This is a genomic window from Roseateles noduli, assembly GCF_050626985.1.
Lineage (GTDB): Bacteria > Pseudomonadota > Gammaproteobacteria > Burkholderiales > Burkholderiaceae_C > Roseateles > Roseateles noduli_A.
Genome location: NZ_CP192463.1, coordinates 5,794,490 through 5,809,095 on the forward strand (window position 1 = coordinate 5,794,490; position 14,606 = coordinate 5,809,095).

11 protein-coding genes and 1 pseudogene are annotated in these 14,606 nt (G+C 67.3%); 11 read left to right on the forward strand and 1 reads right to left on the reverse strand.

The window, feature by feature from the left end:
• The first annotated feature begins 19 nt into the window (after positions 1 to 19).
• The 7 genes from ACQ4L4_RS25305 to ACQ4L4_RS25335 all read left to right on the forward strand — a co-directional run bounded on the left by ACQ4L4_RS25305 (position 20) and on the right by ACQ4L4_RS25335 (position 8,017).
• Positions 20 to 1,471: a c-type cytochrome gene (locus ACQ4L4_RS25305; RefSeq protein ID WP_431101548.1), complete on the forward strand. Its 1,452-nt coding sequence runs from the start codon at positions 20 to 22 to the stop codon at positions 1,469 to 1,471.
• 12 nt (positions 1,472 to 1,483) lie between these two features.
• A complete protein-coding gene (locus tag ACQ4L4_RS25310) occupies positions 1,484 to 2,074 on the forward strand; it encodes a sugar dehydrogenase complex small subunit (RefSeq protein WP_431101549.1) in 591 nt (196 codons plus the stop codon).
• The gene (locus ACQ4L4_RS25315) at positions 2,071 to 3,702 is read left to right on the forward strand and encodes a GMC family oxidoreductase (RefSeq protein WP_431101550.1); all 1,632 of its coding nucleotides are present in this window, start codon (positions 2,071 to 2,073) and stop codon (positions 3,700 to 3,702) included. The genes ACQ4L4_RS25310 and ACQ4L4_RS25315 overlap by 4 nt, the downstream gene beginning before the upstream one ends.
• Positions 3,703 to 3,992: 290 nt before the next feature.
• Positions 3,993 to 5,774, forward strand: coding sequence for a glycoside hydrolase family 16 protein (locus ACQ4L4_RS25320; protein WP_431101551.1), 1,782 nt, complete (start codon positions 3,993 to 3,995; stop codon positions 5,772 to 5,774).
• A gap of 278 nt (positions 5,775 to 6,052) precedes the next feature.
• Positions 6,053 to 6,337 carry a BufA2 family periplasmic bufferin-type metallophore gene (bufA2, locus tag ACQ4L4_RS25325; protein WP_431101552.1) on the forward strand — a complete coding sequence of 95 codons (285 nt, stop codon included), beginning with the start codon at positions 6,053 to 6,055 and terminating at the stop codon, positions 6,335 to 6,337.
• A gap of 4 nt (positions 6,338 to 6,341) precedes the next feature.
• Positions 6,342 to 7,211: an MNIO family bufferin maturase gene (gene bufB, locus ACQ4L4_RS25330; RefSeq protein WP_431101553.1), complete on the forward strand. Its 870-nt coding sequence runs from the start codon at positions 6,342 to 6,344 to the stop codon at positions 7,209 to 7,211.
• Entirely contained in the window at positions 7,208 to 8,017 is an 810-nt protein-coding gene (locus ACQ4L4_RS25335) for a DNA-binding domain-containing protein (RefSeq protein ID WP_431101554.1), read from the forward strand. Before bufB ends, ACQ4L4_RS25335 begins: the two co-directional genes overlap by 4 nt.
• A gap of 11 nt (positions 8,018 to 8,028) precedes the next feature.
• On the opposite strand, the gene ACQ4L4_RS25340 is transcribed toward ACQ4L4_RS25335, so the two are convergent.
• Positions 8,029 to 8,700 (reverse strand): cupredoxin domain-containing protein, encoded by a 672-nt coding sequence (locus ACQ4L4_RS25340; protein ID WP_431101555.1) that lies wholly within the window; start codon positions 8,698 to 8,700, stop codon positions 8,029 to 8,031.
• Here ACQ4L4_RS25340 and ACQ4L4_RS25345 point away from each other — a divergent pair.
• The 4 genes and pseudogenes from ACQ4L4_RS25345 to acnD form a co-directional block, all read left to right on the forward strand.
• A pseudogene (locus ACQ4L4_RS25345) lies at positions 8,659 to 9,237 on the forward strand (TRAP transporter large permease subunit); the annotation flags it as partial. The gene ACQ4L4_RS25340 and the pseudogene ACQ4L4_RS25345 sit on opposite strands and share 42 nt — an antisense overlap.
• A gap of 994 nt (positions 9,238 to 10,231) precedes the next feature.
• Positions 10,232 to 10,666, forward strand: coding sequence for an acyl-CoA thioesterase (locus ACQ4L4_RS25350; RefSeq protein ID WP_431101556.1), 435 nt, complete (start codon positions 10,232 to 10,234; stop codon positions 10,664 to 10,666).
• A gap of 49 nt (positions 10,667 to 10,715) precedes the next feature.
• Positions 10,716 to 11,888 carry a bifunctional 2-methylcitrate synthase/citrate synthase gene (gene prpC, locus ACQ4L4_RS25355; protein ID WP_431101557.1) on the forward strand — a complete coding sequence of 391 codons (1,173 nt, stop codon included), beginning with the start codon at positions 10,716 to 10,718 and terminating at the stop codon, positions 11,886 to 11,888.
• 60 nt (positions 11,889 to 11,948) lie between these two features.
• Entirely contained in the window at positions 11,949 to 14,597 is a 2,649-nt protein-coding gene (gene acnD, locus ACQ4L4_RS25360) for a Fe/S-dependent 2-methylisocitrate dehydratase AcnD (protein ID WP_377157873.1), read from the forward strand.
• Positions 14,598 to 14,606 lie beyond the last annotated feature (9 nt).

Consider the following 14,606-nt stretch of genomic DNA (forward strand, 5'->3'; position numbering starts at 1 on the left):
ACGGACAGGGGTCGGACGGATGATTTTCACGAGGTGGATACCGCGTGGCGCAGCGGCGCTCTCGCTCTCGATGCTGGCCTTGTGCGCCTGCCCGGGGTTGGCGCTGGCGGCGCAGCCGGCGGTCGACGCGGCGCTCATTGCGCGCGGCAGGCAGCTGGCCATCGCGGCCGATTGCGCGGCCTGCCACACCACGCCCAAGGGCGGCGCGCCCTTCGCCGGCGGCTATCGGATCGAGTCGCCGATGGGCGCCATCGTGGCGACCAACATCACGCCGTCGACGACGCACGGCATCGGCGGGTACACGCTGCTCGAGTTCCAGCGCGCGCTGCGCCAGGGCGTGCGTCGCGACGGCGGCCATCTCTACCCGGCGATGCCCTACACCGCGTACACGCAGCTGTCCGATGCCGACACCGCCGCGCTCTACGCGTACTTCATGCACGAGGTGAAGCCGGTGGACCAGCCGGTGGCCGAGACAGAGCTGCCGTTCCCGTTCAGCGTGCGGGCCTCGATGGCGGTGTGGAACGCGCTGTTCCTGAAGGACGAGCGCTTCACGCCTGACCCCGCGAAGTCGGAGCCGGTGAATCGTGGCGCCTATCTGGCCAACGCGCTCGCGCACTGCAGCACCTGTCACACGCCGCGCAACACGCTGATGGCCGAGGAGCTGGGCAAGCCCTTCCTGTCCGGCGCCAACGTCGGCCCCTGGTTCGCGCCGAACATCACCTCGGACCCGGTGCACGGCATCGGCGGATGGAGCGAGGACGAGCTGGTGCAGTACCTGCGGACCGGTCAGGTCCACGGCAAGGCGCAAGCGGCCGGCCCGATGGCCGAGGCGATCGAGCACAGCCTGCAGCACCTGTCCGAATCGGACCTGCGCGCCATCGTGGCCTATCTGAAGCAGACGCCGGCAGTGGCCGGCGCCGCCGCGCAGGCGGGCGGCAAGGCGCGCCACGCGTTCGGCGAGGCGTCCCGCGATGAAGTCGCGCTGCGCGGTCTCCAGCAGGTCGATCCCGGCTGGCGGGTCTTCAGCGCCAGCTGCGCGCACTGTCATCAGGAGAACGGGACGGGGACCGCGAACGGGGAGTACCCCTCGCTGTTCCACAACAGCGCCACGGGCGGCGATCGCGCCGACAACCTCATCGCCACCATCCTGCACGGCGTGGACCGCACCGTCGCCGGCAAGCCGCATTTCATGCCGGCCTTCGGCGATGCCGCGTCCTTCACCGATCGGCTCGGCGATCAGGAGATCGCCGACCTCGCCAACTACGTGCTGAGCCGCTACGGCAATGCCGCGGTGAAGGTCGGCGTCGAGGACGTCCGTGTCGCCCGCGCCGGCGGCCCCAAGCCTTTCCTCGCGAAGGCGCAGCCCTTCATGGTGCCGGGCGGCGTGCTGGTGCTGCTGGTGCTGATCGCCCTCGTGCTGCGTCGCCGACGCCGTGTGCAACGCGCCCGGCGACTGCGCGGCGCCTTTTGAACGGAGTCCTCCATGACCCATGACCACGATCCCTCGCAGGCGCTGAACCGGTCACTCTCGCGGCGCAGCCTGCTGGAAATGGCCTCGCTGGCCGGCACCGCGCTGGCCCTGGGCGGCGCGGGCCTGCTGGCCGCGCAGGAAGGCCTCGCCGCCGGCGCGGCGCCCGCCGCGCTGCCGGCCCCCGACTTCCTGCGGCTCTCCGTCTTCCTGACCGGCGGAAAGCCGCTCGACGCGACGCTGGCCGGCCGCTACCAGGCGGCGCTGGCCAGGCGCGATCCGCAGTTCGACGACAGCGCCCGGGCGCTCCTCGCGGTGATGTCGACGAGCCAGGCCGCGAGCGTCGAGCAACTGCTCGACGCGCCGGAGCTCAAGGACACGCTGCGCGCGCTGACCACGCGCATCGTCTCCGCCTGGTACCTGGGCATCGTCGGCCAGGACGCCGACGCCGAGCTGATCAGCTACGCCGAGGCGCTGATGTACCGCCCGACCCAGGACGTCCTCGTGGTACCGACCTACGGCGCCGGCCCCGACTCCTGGGGCGACAAGCCGGGCGTGACCTCGCCTGTGACCCCGGCCGCCACCAACGAACGCAAGACCGCATGAGCACACAGTACGACGCCGACCTGATCGTCATCGGGTCCGGAGTGATGGGCGGGCTGATCGCCAGCCGCGTCGCCAAGGCGGGCAAGTCCGTCATCATTCTCGAAGCCGGTCCGCGCGTGCGCCGTGCCGACATCGTGGAGACCTTCCGCAACTCGCCGGTGAAGCTCTCGCTGGCCAACATGAAGCTGCAGGGCGCGGGGTCCCCGTTCCCGAATCCGCCGCACATCCCGTCGACCTATGGCGACTACCTGCGCCAGACCGGGCCGGTCTCCTATCCGACCAAGTACCTGCGCGTGGTCGGGGGCACGACCTGGCACTTCGGCTCCGCGCTGTGGCGGATGATCCCGAACGACTTCAAGCTCAAGACGCTCTACGGCCGCGGCCGCGACTGGCCCATCGGCTACGACGAGCTCGAGCCCTACTACTGCCAGGCGGAAGCGGAGCTGGGCGTGTCCGGCGTCGACGGCCAGGACGAGAGCGGCCACGGCGGGGAGGCCAGCCCGCCGCGCTCGCAGCCCTTCCCGATGAAGCCGCTCAACGAGCCCTACTTCATGAAGCGGGTGGCGGAGATGCTCAAGCCCGGCGGCTACCACCCGGTGATCGAGCCTCACGGCCGCGCGTCGCGTCCCTACGGCAACCGGCCGGTCTGCGCGGGGAACAACAATTGCAACCCGGTCTGCCCGATCGGCGCGAAGTACGACGGCTCGATGCACATCGACGTCGCGGAACGCGCGGGCGCGAAGCTGCTCGACAACGCGGTGGCCTATCGCATCGAGGCAGGCCCCGACGGCAAGATCACGCGCGTCCATTACAAGAAGCCGGACGGCAGCTCGCACGCACTGACGGCGCGTCACTTCGTGCTGGCCGCCTACGCGATCGAAGGGCCGAAGCTGCTGCTGATGTCGACCTCGGAGAAGTACCCGAACGGCATCGCCAATTCCTCCGACCAGGTGGGCCGCAACCTGATGGGCCACACCGGCATCAGCATGAACATCATGATGAACGAGGACGTGTGGCCGGGGCAGGGCCCGACGGAGTTGCTGGTCTATCTGAACTACCGTGACGGACCGTTCCGCAAGGACATCCCCAGCTACAAGACCAAGTTCCGCAACACGGTCACGACGCAGCAGATCGCGTCGGAGCTGCTGGCCAAGGGCGTGATGGGCGCCAAGCTGGACGAGGAGATCCGCAAGCGCTCGGCGCGCTCGCTGAACGTGGCGGTGGACTTCGAGACCGAGGCGCAGCCGCAGAACCGCATCGTGCCGAGCAAGACGCACACCGATGCGATCGGCATCCCGGTGCCGGAGATCTACTACAGCGTCAACGACTACTGGAACGCGGGCCGCGACTTCGCGGTCAAGGACCTGGAGCGGATGGCCAAGCTGATGGAGGCGGACGTCCTGAAGATGGACACCAAGCATCAGGACCGCCAGCACATCATGGGCACGACGCTGATGGGCGACGATCCGAAGGATTCGGTGGTGGACCGCGATTGCCGCACGCACGACCATCCCAACTTCTTCATCGCGGGGACGGGCGTGATGCCGTCGGCCTCGTGCATGAACCCGACGCTGACCGGTGCGGCCTTGAGCCTGCGCATCGCGGACACGCTGCTGAAGGAGATCTGATCGGCGGCGTGACGTCCGTCGACGACCGAGGCAGCCGGTGAGCGTGCGCCCCTGATCATTTCGGGCCTCTGGCAGAGGCGGGATGCGGGGCGCGGCGCTCGACCGGCGCTTTCAAGCCGTTGCAATCCAAAACCCCACAATCATGAAAGCGCTTTCAGAATCCGGGTTTCTTGCCTAGGATGGTTGGCGCAGGAGAGAAGTCGCGGACCCGGACCAGCGTCGCAGAGCGCTGGCCGGGCCGTGCCGATCGGTGCCCTCCCGCACACCATCGACACCTCTTGGAGACATGAATGGGATTGCAGAACCGCTTCGACGCGCAGGGGATCCTGCGCGCTACCGCCTTGGGCTTGTTGGTCACTGCCGCCGCGCAGGCCGACGCCAGCGTCACCAACCCGACCATCGGTCGCCTGTTGTGGTCCGAGGAGTTCAACGGCGCCTCGTTGAACACCGGGCTCTGGACGGCGTACGACGGCAACGGCTGCCAGATCAATCTCTGCGGCTACGGCAATGCGGAGCTCGAGTACTACAGCCCGAACAACCTCTCCATCGCCGACGTGCCGTTTGAAGCCGGCACGCGGGCGCTGGCGATCCGGGCGCTGCGGCAGACCGTCGGCAGCAACGAGTTCACCTCGGGGAAGATCGATTCCTTCAACAAGGTGCAGGTCAAGTACGGGATGATCGAGATCCGCATGGCGACGCCGCAGCTGCAGACGGGTCTGTGGCCGGCGGCGTGGCTGCTGGGCACCAGCCCGCAGGTCTGGCCGCGCAAGGGCGAGATCGACATCGCCGAGCTGGGCCACAAGTCCTCGGCCTGGGCCGCCGCGGGTGCGCCGGGGCCGGACTACTTCGTCGGCGCCAACGTGATCACCTGGGCGCAGGCGGCCTGCGTGCCGGGCAATGAATCGTGCGCGGCGTCGACGGCGTGGCAGACCAAGAACTGGTACAAGCCGACGGTCTCGTTCGCGAACCGCTTCGTCAAGTACCGCTTCTATTGGACGGAAAGCCAGATGCGGTTCACCGTCGTCGACAACGACGGCGAGCACGACATGTACGACCAGCCGCTGCCGGTGAACACCGAGGCCTTGCGCGCGCCGTACTACTTCCTGCTGAACCTGGCGGTGGGCGGCAACTTCACCGACGCGGCGAATCCCTCGCAGGTGACGGCGCCGCTGCCGGGCACGATGTACGTGGACTACGTCCGCGTGTACGAGCTCGACGGCAAGGGCGAGGTGAAGCTGGGCAACCAGACCGTGCCGGAGGCGGCGGGCAAGTTCGGCGTGTTCACGGACAACACGACGATCACCAACAAGCTGGAGGCGGGCAGCACGTCCGACATCTTCCTGTGGAACGGCGCGTCGACCGGCGCAGGCAACATCCAGCCGGCCGAGGGCGTCAACGTCATCGCGTGGAGCTACAACACGCCGGGGCAGTGGTTCGGCGGCGGCATCCAGGCGCGCCAGCTGCGTGACCTGACGAACTACCGCAACGGGAACCTGAAGTTCCGCATCAAGATCCCGGCGAACGTGTCGTTCAACATCGGCATCGGCGATACCTACACCAACCAGAACTGGGTGAACTTCCCGGCGAACACGACGGCCTTCGGCCTGGTGCGCAATGGGGAATGGGCGACGGCGACGGTGCCGATCTCGACGCTGATCGGACCGAAGGTCGCGCTGCAGTCGATCGCGGACATCTTCATGTTCTCGGGCGACAACACCAAGCTGCCGACGCAGGCGTTCCAGTTCGCGATCGACGACGTGTATTGGGATACGGGAACGACGACGCCGACGGATCCGACGACGCCCACCACGCCCACGACGCCCGATGGCATCACGCAGCCGACGGCGACCACGGTGAAGTTCTCGCAGGCGACGGGCACCTGGGCCGACGTGCATTACACGGTCAACGGCGGTGGCCAGTTGAACGTGCGGATGCTCAAGGAAGGCAGCGGCAATGCGTACACGGTGTCCGGTCTGAAGAAGGGCGACATCGTGCGCTTCAACTTCACGTACTGGGACCCGGCGCGCAACGGCGCGTATGACACGGCGCAGCAGAGCTACACGCTGAAGTGAACGTTTGAACGGGGCGCCTCGGAACTCTCCGGGGCGTTCCCTTCAACAGAGGTCTGTCGCAAAGCCGCCTTCGGGCGGCTTTGTCATTGGGCCTGCGACGCCTGGATGTCGACCTGCTTCAGCGGCCACGGTCGACGGCGATCGGTCGTGGGAACGGCGCGGCGAAGAAAATTTTCCGGGCGCTGTAACCTCCGCGGCGGCTACTCCGAATAGAAGGGTGCGGAACGTGCAGGAGCGCTCCGCTTCTTCAACCTGAACCTTCTTACGGAGTGCATCCCATGATCAGCAAGACCCAATCCGCCGCCCTGGCCGCTGCCGCCGCCCTGTTCGCGCTGTCCGTCCAGGCGGCACCTGCCCCCAAGGGCAGCAGCGGCCTGGCCGTGGCCGCCAGCGACAAGGTGCATTGCTACGGCGTGCACGAGTGCAAGGGCAACGCGGACTGCAAGACCACGGAGAACGCCTGCAAGGGCCAGAACGCCTGCAAGGGGCACAGCTTCAAGGGCATGAGCGCGGCGTCGTGCCTGAGCGCAGGCGGCACGATCGGCGATCTGGCCGCGAAGTAAGCCCATGAGGCCCGGCCCCGCATCGCGCGTCGCGCAGCCGAGCCCGGGCTTCGGCCTGGGGCTGCGCAGCACGCACTATCGAGAGTTCCTCGAGCGGCCCCAGCCGGTCGACTGGCTGGAGGTGATCTCGGAAAACTACCTCGTGCCCGGCGGCAAGCCCCTGGCCATGCTGGACGGCATCCGCGCGAAGTATCCGATGGTGATGCATGGGGTCTCGATGAACCTGGGCGCCGTGGCGGGTCTGGACGCGGACTACCTGCGGCAGCTGGCGTCGCTGGCCCGTCGCGTGGAGCCGCTCTGGGTCTCCGATCACCTGTGCTGGACCGGCGTTCACGGTCGCCATCTGCACGACCTGCTGCCATTGCCCTACACGGACGAGGCGCTGCGGGTGGTGGTGCGCAACATCGGTCAGGCGCAGGACGCGCTGGGCCGCCGGCTGGTGGTCGAGAACGTCTCCAGCTATCTGGACTACGCGGACTCCAGCCTGAGCGAAGCGCAGTTCGTGGCCGAGGTCGCGCGACGGGCCGACTGCCTGCTGCTGGTCGATGTGAACAACATCCATGTGAGCGCCGTGAACCACGGATTCGATGCGCTCGCCTACCTCGATGCGTTGCCCGCGGAGCGCGTGCAGCAGATCCACGTCGCCGGCCACAGCGACCACGGCGATCATCTGATCGACACGCACGACCAGCCGGTGGCCGAGCCGGTCTGGCAGCTGTACGCCGAGGCGCTCCGACGCTTCGGCCCGGTGGCGACGATGATCGAACGGGACGAGCACATTCCGCCGCTGTCGGAACTGCTGGAGGAACTCGATCAGGCCCGCGTGATCACCGCGACCACCTGGCCCGGCGACGCCGCAAGGAAGGCCGCATGAACACCATCGAGCCGTCGCTTCAGCCGCTTCAACCGCTTCATCCCCTTCAGCTCCTGGACCTGCAGCAGTCGCTGCAGGCCTACCTGATCGGGCAACCCAGCCAGATCGACAACCAGCTGCGTCGTGGTCCCGGCATCGCCGCGGAGCGACGCCTGTCCATCTACCACCATGCCTATCGCGCGCGGCTGCACGACACGCTGGCGGACAGCCACGGGCATACGCTGCGATACCTCGGCGACGACTGGTTCGAGCGCGAGGCGCTGGCCTTCGTCGAGGTCCACGGCTCGCAGCACTTCAGTCTGCGCTGGTATGGCGCGGACTTCGCCGACTGGCTCCGGCAACGATGGCCGGATGACGGAGAGATCGCCGAACTGGCCGCGTTGGACTGGTCGCTGCGCAGCGCCTTCGATGCCGCCGATGCGCCGACGCTCACGATGGCCGATCTGGCAGCGCTGGCGCCCGAGGACTGGGCGGACCTGCGACTTCAGCTGCCGTCCAGCTACGCGCGCCTGAAGCAGTCCTTCAACACGCTGGCGCTGTGGCAGGCGCTCGACGGCGACGAGACGCCGCCGGCCGCGCAGCCGCTGACGGCGCCGCTGGACCTGCTGATCTGGCGGCGCGGCCATTCACCGCACTTCAGAAGCCTGGGGCCGCTCGAGGCTCAGGCGCTGGACGCGCTAGCCTCGGGTCGCACCTTCGCCGAAACGTGTGCGGACCTGGCCGAGGCCCAACCTGAACTGAACGTCGTGGCCGAGCTGGGCACGCTGCTCCGTCGCTGGGTGGACGAGGAGTTCCTCGTCCGCTGAGCCGTGTCGGCTCATTTCACGACCAACTGGCCGACCATGCCCGCTTCGAAGTGACCCGGCAGGAGGCACGCGAACTGGAACTCGCCGGCCTGGGTGAACTGCCAGACGATCTCGCCGGCCGTGCCGGGTTTGACGTGAGCCATGTTGGCGTCGGCGTGCTCCATGCCCGGGAACCTGCGCATCAGCGCAGCGTGCTCGGCCAGGGCCTGCCGGGTGCCGAGGACCATCTCGTGCAACACCTGACCCCTGTTGCGGACCACGAACCGGACGGTCTCGCCGCGCTTGACGGTGAGACTCTCCGGCGTGAAGCGCATGGTGTCGGCCATGTCGACCTGGATGGTGCGCGTGACCCGCTGCGGATTGCCCTCCTGGCCGAAGTCGGTGACCTCCAACTGAGCGGGATCGAACTTGCGCGGCGTGGCGTGGTCTTCGTTGCCGTGGGCGAAAGCGACGGGGGTGGCGGCGATCAACGCGGCCAGCGTCAACAGAGGTGATGGCTTCAAGGGGTTCTCCTTTTCATCCGACAGGAAGCTCGTCGCCGGCACCGAGATGGCCGTGAGCGAGCTTGCGAGGATGCTGAACCTTGCCACTGTGGCAAGGTCAAGCGAGACGTGCGCTCGAGCCGCTCCGTGCTGCTGTTGATTTCCGTCATGGTGGCGCCGGGCCTGATCGCGGCGATCCATGGCGTGTGGCGGCCGCGGGACGTGGCGCCCATCCTCACATCGACCTTGAAGGAGTCGACCATGCTGATGTTCAGCATCGGCATGTCGCTGCTGTTCTCCTACGTGATGAACTACCTGCACATCAGCCAGGCGGTGGCGGAGTGGATCGTCGGCATGCACCTGTCCAAGTGGGTGCTGCTGGCGGCAGTGCTGCTGATGGTCATCCTGCTGGGCTTCTTCCTGCCGCCAGTGAGCATCATCCTGATGACGGCGCCCATCATCCTGCCGCCGTTGAAGGCGGCGGAGTTCGATCTGATCTGGTTCGGGATCCTGATGACGATCGTGATGGAGACGGGGCTGATTCACCCGCCGGTGGGGCTGAACATCTTCGTGATCAAGAACATCGCGCCGGATATCGACCTGAGGGACATCATTATTTGGGGAGTGCTGCCGTTCGTCGTGTTGATGCTGCTGGCGGTGCTGTTGATTTGCATCTTCCCGAGCATCGCGACGGGGTTGCCGGATTTGGTGATGGGGAAGGTGGTGGCGCCGCACTGAGCAGTCTTTGATGAACGTGTCGACACCGGAACTTAAGTTGCCTCTCGCTCCCACAGAGATGGCTCGACACTTAGGGAATGGTAAATGGAGGAGGACGGCGATGGTGCCGCCTTTGTCGCTGATTGCTGACCCTGCTGTCTCCGCTTGCGATCCATCGCCTGGAGTGGAAGTCTCACACCACTCACCACAAGACCCGCCCCCGCGTGGCAGCGCTCGCGGCCGCAGAGCTATCCGTTGAAAAGACCGAGAAAGAATGAGGTCCAAGAACTTCTTGGATGGACATTCAAGCAAGCGTGATACGCCCGGGAGGGCAACTGAGGCGAGGCGGCGGTGGCTGAGTGAGGCGCCGCTACTGGAACTGGCCGCGCTGTCGCGCCGCCTTTGCGATCATCTGAACTGCTAATGCCATCTGGTAGCTTCACGCAGCTCGCAGACCAACGCCTGTCCATTCAGAAGGTAATGGACATTCGCAAGGAATACGACGTCTCCGTCGAAGCCTGCCTTATTCGGCTGATCAAGCTAGCACGCACGCCATGCGCCGCCTTCTGCGCATCAGCGCACCACGACGGTGGCTATAAGGTGGACTATGTAATTCCAGCGCTCGGCTACAGCTGCCCAGTGGCTGTGGGTCAACGCATACCACAAGACAGCGTAGTCTCTGAGGCCAATGCGATCGGCTCAGTGCCCAGTCAGCAAGGCGAACTGGAGTGTCTTTGCGTATTGTCCCTGAGCGTACGACATGGCTCTCGCCCGTACCAGGGGGGCAAGATGGACGTTTTCCTCTAGCCTCCGCGTGGTTCCGTGCCAGAAAAAATCGTAGCCAACCCTAGTGGGCCGCCAACCGCCCGCGTAGGTCCTCTGAACTGGCTACCGTCTCGAACTTCACAACCTTCGCAAACGCCACCACATCCCTTCGCAACCCATCGCAACTTCATCGTTGCCCCTTGGCCCATCCGCTGCGAACATTGTGAACTTCCCAATTTCACAACCTGCAATGGACTGGCCTACTGCGCTGTCGAGCGCTTCTTCGACGGAGATGCTTCGCAGCGAGCTGGTGCTGCCGCGTCACGCGAACCACTACGGAACCTTGTTCGGCCCTGAGGCCTTGTCCTGGCTCGGCCAGAACGCCCACATGGTTGCCGCGCGCTTCTGCCACCAGGACATCGTCATGGTGGCCGTGAAGGACGTGCAATTCCTCGCCCCGGTCCCGGTAGGCTCGGTCCTCCACATCCATTCCCGCGTCTCCCGCGTCGGCGGCACGTCGATGACCGTCGAGGTCCACGCCCGCATCGACAATGCGGCCCCTTCCGACGTCCTCCGCGCCACCTTCGAGATGGTCGCCGTCGACGGCGGCAAGCCCTGCCGAATCACCCCTCGCACCGCCCCCGCCGGGCAGCCGCTACCCTCGATCCCATCGGGCCAGGCCTGAGCCTGCCCGTCCAGCTTTTCCCCAGATTCCACTTCCAGGAGACATCCCCATGAGCGACACCACGACCGCGAACGCGGCAGCCGCCCCCGCCTTCAAGCCCAAGAAGTCCGTCGCCCTGTCCGGCGTCGCCGCCGGCACCACCGCCCTGTGCACCGTCGGCCGCACCGGCAACGACCTGCACTACCGCGGCTACGACATCCTCGAGCTCGCCGAACGCTGCGAGTTCGAAGAGATCGCCCATCTGCTCGTCCACGGCAAGCTCCCCAATGCCGCCGAGCTGCGCGGCTACAAGGCCAAGCTGAAGTCCCTCCGCGGCCTGCCCGCCGCCGTCATGGACGCGCTCGAGACCCTCCCGGCCAACGCCCATCCCATGGACGTGATGCGCACCGGCGTCTCCGCCCTCGGCTGCTCGCTCCCCGAGAAGGACGACCACAACCTGCCCGGCGCCCGCGACATCGCTGACAAGCTGATGGCCTCCTTCGGCTCCATGCTGCTGTACTGGTACCACTACAGCCACAACGGCCGCTCCATCGAGGTCGAAACCGACGACGACTCCATCGGCGCCCACTTCCTGCACCTGCTCCACGGCATGCCGCCGTCCAAGGGCTGGGAACGCGCGATGCACACCTCGCTGATCCTCTACGCGGAGCACGAGTTCAACGCCTCCACCTTCACCGCCCGCGTCATCGCCGGCACCGGCTCCGACATGCACTCGGCCATCGCCGGCGCCATCGGCGCCCTGCGCGGTCCGAAGCATGGCGGCGCGAACGAGGTCGCCTTCGAGATCCAGAAGCGCTACGACACCCCCGACGAGGCCGAGGCCGACATCCGCCGCCGCGTCGAGGCCAAGGAAGTCGTCATCGGCTTCGGCCACCCCGTCTACACCGTCAGCGACCCCCGCAACGAGGTCATCAAGAAGGTCGCCCACCAGCTGTCCAAGGACGCCGGCTCGACCAAGATGTACGACATCGCCGAACGCCTCGAGAAGACCATGTGGGACGCCAAGAAGATGTTCCCCAACCTGGACTGGTTCAGCGCCGTCAGCTATCACATGATGGGCGTGCCCACCGCCATGTTCACCCCGCTGTTCGTCATCGCCCGCACCAGCGGCTGGTCCGCCCACGTGATCGAGCAACGCCAGGACAACAAGATCATCCGCCCCAGCGCCGTCTACACCGGCCCGGAAGATCAGGTCTTCGTCCCGATCGCGCAGCGTCCCTGAGGACACGAGCCGCCCAGTCGACGCCACGACAGCGATGACCGCATGAGAGAAGTTTCAGAAATGCCAGCCACGACGCCCGCATCCACCATCGCCTCCGCAATCCCGCTCAACGAGACCTGGCGCAAGCCGCTGGCCGGCACCGCGCTCGACTGGTTCGACGCGCGCGCCGCCGTCGAGGCGCTGCGCCCCGGCGCGTGGGAACGGATGTCCTACACCGCCCGCGTCCACGCCGAGAACCTGGTGCGCCGCTGCGATCCCGCCACGCTGGACGAGAGCCTGCTGCAGCTCGCCGACGGCAAGGCCGATCGCGACTTCCCCTGGTACCCGGCGCGCGTGGTCTGCCACGACATCCTGGGCCAGACCGCGCTCGTGGACCTGGCCGGCCTGCGCGACGCGATCGCCGATCAGGGCGGCGATCCCGCCAAGGTGAACCCGGTCGTGCCGGTGCAGCTGATCGTCGACCACTCGCTGGCCGTCGAGTGCGGCGGTTATGACCCGCAGGCGTTCGAGAAGAACCGCGCGATCGAGGACCGCCGCAACGAGGACCGCTTCCACTTCATCGAGTGGTGCCGCACGGCGTTCCGCAACGTCGACGTGATCCCGCCGGGGAACGGGATCATGCATCAGATCAATCTGGAGCGGATGTCGCCGGTCGTGCACGTCGATCGCGGCGTGGCCTATCCCGATACCTGCGTCGGCACCGACAGCCACACGCCCCACGTCGACGCGCTCGGCGTGATCGCCGTCGGCGTCGGCGGGCTGGAAGCGGAGAACGTGATGCTCGGCCGCGCCTCGTGGATGCGGCTGCCCGACATCGTCGGCGTCGAGCTCAGCGGCCATCGCCAGCCCGGCATCACCGCGACCGATCTGGTGCTCGCGCTGACCGAGTTCCTGCGCAAGGAGAAGGTCGTCGGCGCCTACCTGGAGTTCTACGGCGAAGGCGTCTCCAGCCTCACGCTCGGCGACCGCGCCACGATCTCCAACATGGCGCCCGAATACGGCGCCACCGCCGCGCTGTTCGCGATCGACGAGCAGACGCTCACCTACCTGCGCCTGACCGGGCGCGAGGAGTCGCAGGTCCAGCTCGTCGAGACCTACGCGAAGGCCGCCGGCCTGTGGTCGGGCGAGGGCAACACGCTGTCCGGCGTCGTCTACCCGCGCGTGCTGAAGTTCGACCTGGCCAGCGTCGTGCGCAACATGGCCGGTCCGTCGAATCCGCACCGCCGCCTGCCGACCTCCGCGCTGACGGAGCGCGGCATCGCCGGCCCGTGGACCGAAGAGCCGGGCCGCATGCCCGACGGCGCCGTGATCATCGCGGCCATCACCAGCTGCACGAACACGAGCAACCCGCGCAACGTCATCGCCGCGGCGCTGCTCGCGCGCAATGCGCGTCGCCTGGGCCTGACGCGCAAGCCGTGGGTGAAGACCTCGCTCGCGCCCGGCTCGCGCGCGGTCACGCTGTACCTTGAGGAAGCCGGCCTGCTCGGCGACCTGGAGGCGCTGGGCTTCGGCGTCGTCGCCTATGCCTGCACCTCGTGCAACGGCATGTCCGGCGCGCTGGATCCCGCCATCGATCGCGAGATCGTCGAGCGCGACCTCTACGCCACCGCCGTGCTCTCGGGCAACCGCAACTTCGACGGCCGCATCCACCCGCGCGCCAAGCAGGCCTTCCTGGCCTCGCCGCCGCTGGTGGTCGCCTACGCGATCGCGGGCACGATCCGCTTCGACATCGAACGCGACGTGCTCGGCGTCGTCGAGGGCCGCGAGATCCGTCTGAAGGACCTCTGGCCCGAGGACGACGAGATCGACGCGCTGGTGCGCTCCAGCGTGAAGCCGGAGCAGTTCCGCAAAGTCTACGAGCCGATGTTCGCGATCACCGCGGCGTCGACGACGAAGACCGAGCCGCTGTATGACTGGCGCGCGCAGTCGACCTACATCCGCCGCCCGCCCTACTGGGAAGGCGCGCTGGCCGGTGAACGCACGCTGCGCGGCATGCGCGCGCTGGCCGTGCTGCCGGACAACATCACCACCGACCACCTGTCGCCGTCCAACGCGATCATGCTGGACTCGGCCGCCGGCGAGTACCTCGCCAAGATGGGCCTGCCGGAGGAGGACTTCAACTCCTACGCCACCCACCGCGGCGACCATCTGACTGCGCAGCGCGCCACCTTCGCCAATCCGACGCTGAAGAACGAGATGGTCCGCGATGCCGATGGCAACGTGATCGCCGGCTCGCTCGCGCGGATCGAGCCGGAGGGTCAGGTCGTGCGCATGTGGGAAGCCATCGAGACCTACATGGACCGCCGCCAGCCGCTGATCATCATCGCCGGCGCGGACTACGGGCAGGGCTCGTCGCGTGACTGGGCGGCCAAGGGCGTGCGCCTGGCCGGTGTGGAAGCGATCGTGGCCGAAGGCTTCGAGCGCATCCACCGCACCAACCTGATCGGCATGGGCGTGCTGCCGCTGGAGTTCCTCGCCGGAACGACGCGGTTGACGCTCGGCCTGGACGGCTCGGAGACCTACGACGTGTCGGGCGCGCTGTCGCCGCGCGCGACGCTGACGGTCATCGTCCATCGCCGCAACGGCGAGCGCATCGAAGTGCCGGTGCGCTGCCGCCTCGACACCGCCGAGGAGGTCGAGGTCTACCAGGCCGGCGGCGTGCTCCAGCGTTTCGCGCAGGACTTCCTGGCGGCGGCCGAAGCGGCCTGAGCGCCGCTC

Bases quoted from the DNA above. Each gene is read 5' to 3' on its own strand.
- bufA2 (WP_431101552.1), top strand. From the start codon at position 6,053: ATGATCAGCAAGACCCAATCCGCCGCCCTGGCCGCTGCCGCCGCCCTG.
- ACQ4L4_RS25305 (WP_431101548.1), top strand. From the start codon at position 20: ATGATTTTCACGAGGTGGATACCGCGTGGCGCAGCGGCGCTCTCGCTC.
- ACQ4L4_RS25310 (WP_431101549.1), top strand. From the start codon at position 1,484: ATGACCCATGACCACGATCCCTCGCAGGCGCTGAACCGGTCACTCTCG.
- acnD (WP_377157873.1), top strand. From the start codon at position 11,949: ATGCCAGCCACGACGCCCGCATCCACCATCGCCTCCGCAATCCCGCTC.
- bufB (WP_431101553.1), top strand. From the start codon at position 6,342: ATGAGGCCCGGCCCCGCATCGCGCGTCGCGCAGCCGAGCCCGGGCTTC.
- ACQ4L4_RS25340 (WP_431101555.1), bottom strand. From the start codon at position 8,700: ATGGATCGCCGCGATCAGGCCCGGCGCCACCATGACGGAAATCAACAG.
- ACQ4L4_RS25320 (WP_431101551.1), top strand. From the start codon at position 3,993: ATGGGATTGCAGAACCGCTTCGACGCGCAGGGGATCCTGCGCGCTACC.
- prpC (WP_431101557.1), top strand. From the start codon at position 10,716: ATGAGCGACACCACGACCGCGAACGCGGCAGCCGCCCCCGCCTTCAAG.
- ACQ4L4_RS25315 (WP_431101550.1), top strand. From the start codon at position 2,071: ATGAGCACACAGTACGACGCCGACCTGATCGTCATCGGGTCCGGAGTG.
- ACQ4L4_RS25350 (WP_431101556.1), top strand. From the start codon at position 10,232: ATGGACTGGCCTACTGCGCTGTCGAGCGCTTCTTCGACGGAGATGCTT.
- ACQ4L4_RS25335 (WP_431101554.1), top strand. From the start codon at position 7,208: ATGAACACCATCGAGCCGTCGCTTCAGCCGCTTCAACCGCTTCATCCC.